General features: G+C 39.0%; 8 protein-coding genes, 1 tRNA gene and 1 pseudogene. 9 read left to right on the plus strand and 1 reads right to left on the minus strand.

The window, feature by feature from the left end; all coding sequences use genetic code 11:
* Positions 1-2 precede the first annotated feature (2 nt).
* The 7 genes from ACPEPR_RS03055 (at position 3) to ACPEPR_RS03085 (ending at position 6028) form a co-directional block, all read left to right on the plus strand.
* Positions 3-2012: a transglutaminaseTgpA domain-containing protein gene (locus tag ACPEPR_RS03055; protein ID WP_423561909.1), complete on the plus strand. Its 2010-nt coding sequence runs from the start codon at positions 3-5 to the stop codon at positions 2010-2012.
* A 31-nt stretch (positions 2013-2043) separates the two neighbouring features.
* A tRNA-Val gene (locus tag ACPEPR_RS03060) sits at positions 2044-2120 on the plus strand.
* A gap of 181 nt (positions 2121-2301) precedes the next feature.
* Positions 2302-3501 (plus strand): tyrosine-type recombinase/integrase, encoded by a 1200-nt coding sequence (locus ACPEPR_RS03065; protein WP_086043925.1) that lies wholly within the window; start codon positions 2302-2304, stop codon positions 3499-3501.
* Positions 3502-3596: 95 nt separating this feature from the next.
* A complete protein-coding gene (locus ACPEPR_RS03070; protein WP_423561910.1) occupies positions 3597-4763 on the plus strand; it encodes a tyrosine-type recombinase/integrase in 1167 nt (388 codons plus the stop codon).
* A gap of 125 nt (positions 4764-4888) precedes the next feature.
* The gene (locus ACPEPR_RS03075; protein WP_086043923.1) at positions 4889-5182 is read left to right on the plus strand and encodes a helix-turn-helix transcriptional regulator; all 294 of its coding nucleotides are present in this window, start codon (positions 4889-4891) and stop codon (positions 5180-5182) included.
* 22 nt (positions 5183-5204) lie between these two features.
* Entirely contained in the window at positions 5205-5528 is a 324-nt protein-coding gene (locus tag ACPEPR_RS03080) for a hypothetical protein (protein ID WP_323126876.1), read from the plus strand.
* Positions 5529-5668: 140 nt separating this feature from the next.
* Complete coding sequence (locus ACPEPR_RS03085) at positions 5669-6028, plus strand: hypothetical protein (RefSeq protein WP_168406044.1); 360 nt, start codon at positions 5669-5671, stop codon at positions 6026-6028.
* 218 nt (positions 6029-6246) lie between these two features.
* Here ACPEPR_RS03085 and ACPEPR_RS03090 read toward each other — a convergent pair whose 3' ends face one another.
* The gene (locus ACPEPR_RS03090) at positions 6247-6555 is read right to left on the minus strand and encodes a hypothetical protein (protein WP_004782586.1); all 309 of its coding nucleotides are present in this window, start codon (positions 6553-6555) and stop codon (positions 6247-6249) included.
* Positions 6556-6841: 286 nt separating this feature from the next.
* Between ACPEPR_RS03090 and ACPEPR_RS03095 the strand changes: the two genes are divergently transcribed.
* Positions 6842-7165 (plus strand): helix-turn-helix domain-containing protein, encoded by a 324-nt coding sequence (locus ACPEPR_RS03095; protein ID WP_166138935.1) that lies wholly within the window; start codon positions 6842-6844, stop codon positions 7163-7165.
* Positions 7166-7191: 26 nt separating this feature from the next.
* A pseudogene (locus ACPEPR_RS03100) lies at positions 7192-7299 on the plus strand (transposase domain-containing protein); the annotation flags it as partial.
* Between the last annotated feature and the right edge of the window lie 482 nt (positions 7300-7781).

Consider the following 7781-nt stretch of genomic DNA (forward strand, 5'->3'; position numbering starts at 1 on the left):
AGATGAATTCCAGTATCCGTATTTCGATTCTCTCAAGCCTGGGCCTGCTGTTACTGGCACAGCTGATCTATCTGCCTGTGCTGCTCAGTATAATTTTTATCATCATCCTGATTAGTCTGTATTTCAGTCTGCAGCCCGGGCGTCAGCCGATTGCTAAATACTGGACCTTTAGCCTGATTGCGCTGGCGCTGCTGAGTATTTATTTACAGTACCGCGCCTTTATTGGGGTAGAGGCCGGCGTGGCGGTGTTATCAACCTTTTTATTTGCCAAGGCCCTCGAAACCCGAACCCGGCGCGATGTGATTATCCTGTTCAATTTCGCGCTATTTGTCAGTGCCAGTTCCTTCCTGTTTAGCCAGTCAATCTGGATGGCCTTTATGGTCATTTTAAGCCTGCTCAGTTGTCTGATCGGGCTGTATCGCCTGCAAACCAGCGAATTTGAATATCAGGCTTCGGCTGTACAGGCCTTAAAACGCGATGCCCGCCATGTGGGGCGTTTTGTGCTGTATGCACTGCCATTTTTTGTCTTGCTGTTTATGTTTTTCCCGCGGCTACCGCCACTGTGGCATATTCCGATTCCGGAAAATAAAGGTATTACCGGAATTAGTGACAGCATGTCGCCGGGCGATATTGCCGAGCTATCGCAATCCAGCGCGCTGGCCTTTCGGATTATTGGCGATGTGCAGCAACTGCCACCACGACATGAGCTGTATTGGCGGGCGATGGTGCTGGATGAATATGATGGCCAGCGCTGGCGTAGCAGCTTTGTTAACCAGCAGCCGTTAATGCGTAGCGATGTATTGCAGCCGGCGCATGCGCGTAGTTTTGATTATCAATATCTGGCGGCTGACCCGGGTGTGCGCTGGGTGATGGGGCTAGAGAAATCGGTTCCGTTGGAGCGCCGTTATTATAGCCAGCAGGATTGGGGCATTGTACCGCGGCGTTTAACCCAGCGGATCGAGCCGATTCCGTTGCGCTGGATTGGCGATATCCAGACCCAGACCGTGAGTAATGCTCACTTGAATTTACGCATCAATACTCAATTTCCGGTACAGCAGGACTTGCAGGCACAGCAACTGGCCCAGCGTTTATTTTTGCACAGCGGACAAGATCCTGAGCGTTATGTGCAGCAGGTGCTGCGCTGGTATCGGGAAAATGGCTTTGTATATACCTTAACCCCGGGGCGATTAGGGCAACATCGTGTTGATGAGTTCCTGTTTCAGTCACGTCAGGGCTTTTGTGAACATTATGCTTCCAGTTTTGTGATGCTGATGCGTTATGTCGGAATTCCGGCGCGGGTGGTCACCGGTTATCAGGGTGGAAAGCTGGCCCCAGATGGTAAAAGTTGGGAAGTACGCCAGTTAGATGCGCATGCCTGGACCGAAGTGCTGTTAAACGGCAAATGGCAGCGTTTTGACCCCACAGCAATGATTAGCCCGCAGCGGGTTGAGCAGGGCATGCAAAACCTGATTGCGGAAGATCAGGCGGTATTGGGCGAGCGCGGCAGTGGCTGGACTTATCGGCATTATCATTTAATGAATAAACTGCGTATCTGGAGCGACTATGCCAGCTATCAATGGCAAAGCAAGGTGGTGGGTTATAACGCCGAATCGCAGCGGGGCTGGCTGGCCAAACTGGGACTGCATTCCAGCTATGCCAATATCCTGATGCTGATACTGACTATTTTAGGTCTGCTGGGGCTATATATGGCCTGGTTGTATTATCAGCATCTTCGCCGGCAGCCAAAACTTGCCCAGCTGTTGCAGACGTTTTCGAAGCCGTTACCGCCTGAATTACAGAAAAAGCCTGCTGAAACGTTTAACATGTGGATGTCTCGTTTGGCGGCTCAGGCTGAGTCACAGCAGCATCATGTGTTTAAGCAGACCGTGCAGTTATATGAGCAGATGCAGTATGCATCTGAGCAGGTTTCTGAGGCAGATTTGAAAAAATTCAAAGCATTGCTGAATTCTTGTGCATCTGCATTGAAAAATCATAGAAAAGGCTTGTCATAAAATTTAAAAGTGAATATGATGCGTCACATATAGGCGTATAGCTCAGTTGGTTAGAGCGCTACGTTGACATCGTAGAGGTCTCCAGTTCGAGTCTGGATATGCCTACCAAAATTAGATTATAGATGTATTTATATGTACTTATATAGTCACTAAAAGCCCCTAAATTCAACAATTTAGGGGCTTTTTTTATATTCTATGCATTTATATGGATCTATATAATACAGCCCTATTTGTATCACCACGTGTATCACTGTTTAATAATCTAACTCGGTGATACAAGGTATAGGGCATGTTACGGAAAGATATAAAGAAACGACCACTCAGTGAAAAAACATTATCTTCTTTAGTACCTGAGGAAAAAGACTATAGAGAACTCGACGGCGCTGGCTTATATTTTTTAGTCAAAAAATCAGGTGTTAAAAATTGGCAGTATCGTTACAAGAATTCTGAAGGTAAATGGGCTTGGATGGGTCTTGGTTCTTACCCTCAAGTGAGTGCTCAACTTGCTCGTCAAAAAGCACGAGAATTTACTTCAGCTCTTTCTAAAGGTGAAAGCCTGAAGTCGAAGAAAGTACTGCTCGAGGAACGAAAAGAGCTTGAAAGCTTTTACTTTGAAAACCTAATGAGAGAGTGGTTGGACACTAAATCAAGTAAGTGGGGTGAGGCAACATACACGAAAGCTCAAAAATCTATTGAGAAGCACATTATTCCAGTATTTGGTCAAGGTAATTACAAAGAGATTACGCCAAAAGAGTGGTTTGATTTTTTCCAAGGACTACAACGTACTTTAGGCATTCATACTCAGATTGAGAAATTGGTTTCATACGTACGTGGTTGCTATGACTGGGCAAAGTTTAAAGGCAAGATAAATTCAAATCCAATAGAAGGCATGAGCAAACATCTAGATGCCTACGAGTCAGGGAACATGGATTTCGTGACTGTTGATGAATTACCAGCTTTACTTAAGAAAATTCGTAATAATAAAAAGCGCGCCATCGGCATTGGTCTTGAGCTGCTTATGATGCTATTCCCACGTCCAGGTGAGTTAAGGATAGCAAAGTGGGAGCAATTCGATTTTAAAAAAGCCTTATGGACCAAACCTGCAGAAATGACCAAAACACGTCAGGAACATCAAGTCCCACTATCTAAGCAAGTCATTACATTACTCACAGAGTTAAGATCCATTCAGCCAGAGTCTGAGTTCTTGTTTCCGAGCCGTCTTTCTGTCAATAAAACGATTAGTGATATGACATTCAATCTAGCTCTGAATCGCTTGGGGTATAAAGGAAAACAGAATCCTCACGGTTTTAGACATCTTGCAAGTACCATTTTGAATGACGCATTCAGTAATCAAGAACAAGTGATAGAAGTATGTTTGGCGCATAAGAAAAAAGGTGTCAAGGGTGTTTATGATAAATCACAGCATTTAGATGAACGCCGTGTGTTGATGCAGTGGTGGGCTGATTATTTAGATGAATTGGTCAATTAAAAAGTAAACCTTTTTCTTGAACTTAGAATAAAAAATCTCTGGAGATTTTAAGAGCTGTGATCAACTGCTATTAACGTAATTTTTCAGACATAGTAATGAGACGTACCGAGTTAAAGAAAAAAGGTTATTTGGCAGATACAGTTCTTACTGCACTAGAAGTGGAAATGCGAGACTATCGATTATGGGACAGTCCAAATTTATATTTTTTTGTAAAAGCAAATGGCAGCAAAAGTTGGCAGTTTAGGTATAAAAAAAGAAATGGAAAATGGGGGTGGAAAGGGGTAGGAGCTTACCCGACTATTAAAGCTAAAGAGGCAAGGGTAATTGCGAGCGGCTATCTGAAAGAAATAGAAGCAGGTACATTTTTAGAAGTTGATAAGTACAAGTTATCTTCACTTATAGAAAGCTTACTTGATAAAAAACAAAAAAAATTGAGCCCTAAAAATTTTTATAAGATGCAATTATCGATTAAAAAACATATTTATCCTGAATTTGGAAATCGTGATTTAAGAACGATTAAAACCATGGAATGGTACGAATTTTTTGCGAGATTAGAATATGATTTAAAAATCCCAGTACAAATGCGCAAACTACTTAGCTTTGCAAGAGAGGCGTACGATTGGGCTTGTATATATTGTGAATATAAAGAAAATCCTGTGCGAGAGGTACAGGGATTTTTTGAACGTTATAAAAGTGGAAATTTCAAATTTGTCGATTTAATTGAATTGCCAGACCTTCTGTCTGCAATTCGTTCATATTCTAGTCGTAGTACAGCAATAGGTTTAGAATTATTGCTTTTACTCTTCCCACGCCCTGGTGAGTTACAACAGGCGAAGTGGGAACAATTCGACTTTCATCGGAAGATTTGGATTAAACCTGCAGAGATGATGAAAAATAAAAAAGAACATCGTGTGCCTTTGCCAGACCAAGCAATTATATTGTTAAAAAGATTAAAAGAGATACAGACACCATCCCCATATTTATTTCCCTTACGAAATGACCCAATGATGGCAATGAGTGTGGATACCTTCAATGAAGCGTTAATATCTTTAGGCTATGAGAATAAACAGCATGCACATGGTTTTAGGCATTTGGCATCAACAACGCTTAATAATGAATTTAGTGATAAGTATCAAATTATCGAATCTGCACTATCTCACGTTAAACAGGGTACAAAAGGTATATACGATAAAGCAGAGCATTTCCAAGAACGAGTTGATCTAATGCAGTGGTGGGCAGACTATGTCTATTCACTGAGTTAATCAATCCCTGAGAAAATTTAAGAGTCACCCCATGGGGTGACTTTTTTTTCCAGTTTTATATCAAAATAATTTTAAAATTTTGGTCTCTGATACGCTCTATTTAATATCTTTATTTGAGATTAGAAATGGATTGTGTGATTGATAGAAACGAATCAAATTTAATTGAGAACACTGAACAGACTGAAGTATTAAACATTGTTCAGATAAAGCCTTTCTTATTGAGTTACAACACGGTATGTAAGCTTCTAGGTATAGAAAGAAACGCATTGCGAAGATTAATGAAGAAAGATGATCGCTTTCCGAAACCATTAAAAATGGGATTATCACGTCAAGCAGCTGTCTATTTTGATCGGGAAGAAATTGAAGCCTGGTATCAAGGGTTTAAAGAAAGATGCCGAGGTCAAAATGAGAAAATTTAAGAAGTTAGAGAGGATTCTAGAAGTGGCCAAAAAAAATGGTAAATGTCAGATAAGTAAACAATACGCTGTAGTCACCAAAATGTATCAGCCATATATCAATATGACCGTTAATCAAATTGATATTGATGACATATTAGAAAATAAGAATAAAAAGCCAGTCATATTACAAGAGGGCTTCTGGATTGAGGATAAGAAGGGGATGTATCTATTTTGTGGCTATACGGCGTTGTGTATGTACATGCATCTTAAATACGTCGGAATGGATGAAATCGTAAAACAGTTATATGGCAAAAAAGCATTAATTGACGACGAACAATACGAGCTACAGACGATGAAATACTGCTAAAAATTAATTATGGGTTTTAGCTAAAAAATGGAAATATTACATGAAAAAATTATGAAAATTTAAACCTTGTTAGTGTAAGAGATGTACTGGCATCGATAAAAAGTACACATCAATAATATTGAAATAAGCGTAGGTTAAAAATGAAAAAATTCAAAGCATTCACCACTCTTGTGAATCATGCTAAAGAATCTGGATGTGAAGTTTTTAAAAAGCCTAATATTTATCTTTTGACAGGAGCATATCAACAAGAATATGACCGCCTTTGTGATGAAGAAGATTTATATGGGGAGGAAAATGAAGATTATGTCAGTAAAGAGAGATACGACCTAAAGGGTAGATTTTGGATGCAAGCAGGTGGTGAGGGAATTTTTTATTTAGGCATGACCATGGCTGAAGTTTATGAGACTTTGAATGAAGATAGTGTTGTAGACCAATATGGTCACTTGTTTGGTAATAAACCCTTATCACCTCAAGAGGTAGATTTCTTAGCAACAATTTAAACAAGTTAATACATGATGAAATTATGAGCCACCTTCGGGTGGTTTTATTTCAGTTATTTAAAAAATAAACAATTATTGATTGTCTGAAGATGCGGATCATGGTGTGAGTATGAATCGTTTGGTATCGGTAAAATTGAGTATGCAGTTTTATCTCTTGATGAGCACCCAAATTGCAGATAAGCATTCTTAGGGGTGCTCTCTATTCTAAAAACTATGATTTATTCAGACTGTATAACCATATAAAAAATTGATAATAACTCATTAGAGAGTTCTTGGTAATTGATAATCCCTTGCTTGTTAAAGCCATATTTTTCAAAGTACTGGTTGTCTGTAAAGTAAGCAACTGCTTCAAAAGTATTGAGGTGTTGTGCTACATCTAACTTGTTGCAAAATATCGGATTGAACTGAAGTTGTAGCGCCGTAGCTTCAATGATTTTTGTCGCAATAATTTTAGAAATTTGACGGACATTTAAATTTCGAATTACTGGATGGATCGAAAAAGGGATATGACTCGGTGAACTGCTCATAATAGATTCCAAGATAATTTTACTTAAATGGTCTGTTATGAAAGAATGCAAAGGTAAAATGTCGAAATTTTACATTCTTTTCATTTCAGTGATTTGAGATGAAAAGCATGAGTGCTTTATTGTCGAGATAAGGCACTCATGCACATATACTATTCTTCATATTAAATTTCCTCTTTTAATTTCTTTTGATGATGTCTTTTTGTCGAAATAGACAATAAAATACTGACAATATATATATTTAAAATTGTCTATATAGTCAAGTTTTATTGTCGATTTGTGGTGTTTTATGCTGGCTGAAATGGATTCTGAGTTGTTTTGTGCTCGGCTCAAAGAAATAAGAAAACAAAGAAAATTGACTCAGCAAGAACTTGCTGAAAAGTCTGGTATTCCATCTACGTCGATTTCCCATATTGAAGCTGGCTCTCGTAAGCCCTCTTTAGAAAATTTTTATAAGCTCGTGGTTGTCTTAAATGTGTCTGCTGACTATCTACTAGGGCGTACAGAACGTTGTTCAGATGTAGGTAACGATCCTATTGCTAAATCAATTCAAGAGTTACCTGAGTTGGAGAAAGAGATGATTCAGAAATTTATCTTGTCTTTGCAAAAGTAATGTGAGCGTCTCAGTAAAGCTGAATGCTAGATCCATATGCCTATTTAAGTGATGTCCTGAAAAGATTGCTGACACATAAAGTGACCCAGATTAAAGAATTACTGCCATACCGCTGGAAACCTGAATTGAATTAAAAAATAGCTATGGTGTTCAGCGGATGTTTATTTTATTCATGCCATTAGGTTTGATTAAATTACCAGGACTTGGATTTTATTGTCAGTTATTTACACTTAAATACCAATAAGTGGTTCTAGCAGACAATTCATAGCAAAACCTATCCATTGAGTGGAATAGACAGGTACTTGATGTTATTTCTCTTACATTCTTTGTTACTTTAGTGTCATCATAGGGTGTTCTTACAGATCCAATCGGGTGTTTTTTACTGCCAATAGGGTGTAAATGCATAACCATTTTGTGGTAATTCACTGCCAAAATTGCACAGTGGAAATAGAGAATTTTTTTTTAAATAATTAACTTTTTGAGCCTGATTTTTATAGTGTAACGAAATGCCAAATATAGTGTGGTAATCCTCCCATAAATAACCGAAGTTAAAAGTAGAGGTTAAGCAGCCATTAGAGGTGGCTTTCCTTTGTTAGCTTGATGTGGTCTTTCATGA

It is taken from the genome of Acinetobacter sp. AND/436 (assembly GCF_049546925.1).
Lineage (GTDB): Bacteria > Pseudomonadota > Gammaproteobacteria > Pseudomonadales > Moraxellaceae > Acinetobacter > Acinetobacter indicus.

What these genes read in the sequence shown, in the direction of transcription:
- ACPEPR_RS03095 (WP_166138935.1), top strand. Translation starts at nt 6,842, where the DNA reads ATGCTGGCTGAAATGGATTCTGAGTTGTTTTGTGCTCGGCTCAAAGAA.
- ACPEPR_RS03090 (WP_004782586.1), bottom strand. Translation starts at nt 6,555, where the DNA reads ATGAGCAGTTCACCGAGTCATATCCCTTTTTCGATCCATCCAGTAATT.
- ACPEPR_RS03070 (WP_423561910.1), top strand. Translation starts at nt 3,597, where the DNA reads ATGAGACGTACCGAGTTAAAGAAAAAAGGTTATTTGGCAGATACAGTT.
- ACPEPR_RS03055 (WP_423561909.1), top strand. Translation starts at nt 3, where the DNA reads ATGAATTCCAGTATCCGTATTTCGATTCTCTCAAGCCTGGGCCTGCTG.
- ACPEPR_RS03065 (WP_086043925.1), top strand. Translation starts at nt 2,302, where the DNA reads ATGTTACGGAAAGATATAAAGAAACGACCACTCAGTGAAAAAACATTA.
- ACPEPR_RS03085 (WP_168406044.1), top strand. Translation starts at nt 5,669, where the DNA reads ATGAAAAAATTCAAAGCATTCACCACTCTTGTGAATCATGCTAAAGAA.
- ACPEPR_RS03075 (WP_086043923.1), top strand. Translation starts at nt 4,889, where the DNA reads ATGGATTGTGTGATTGATAGAAACGAATCAAATTTAATTGAGAACACT.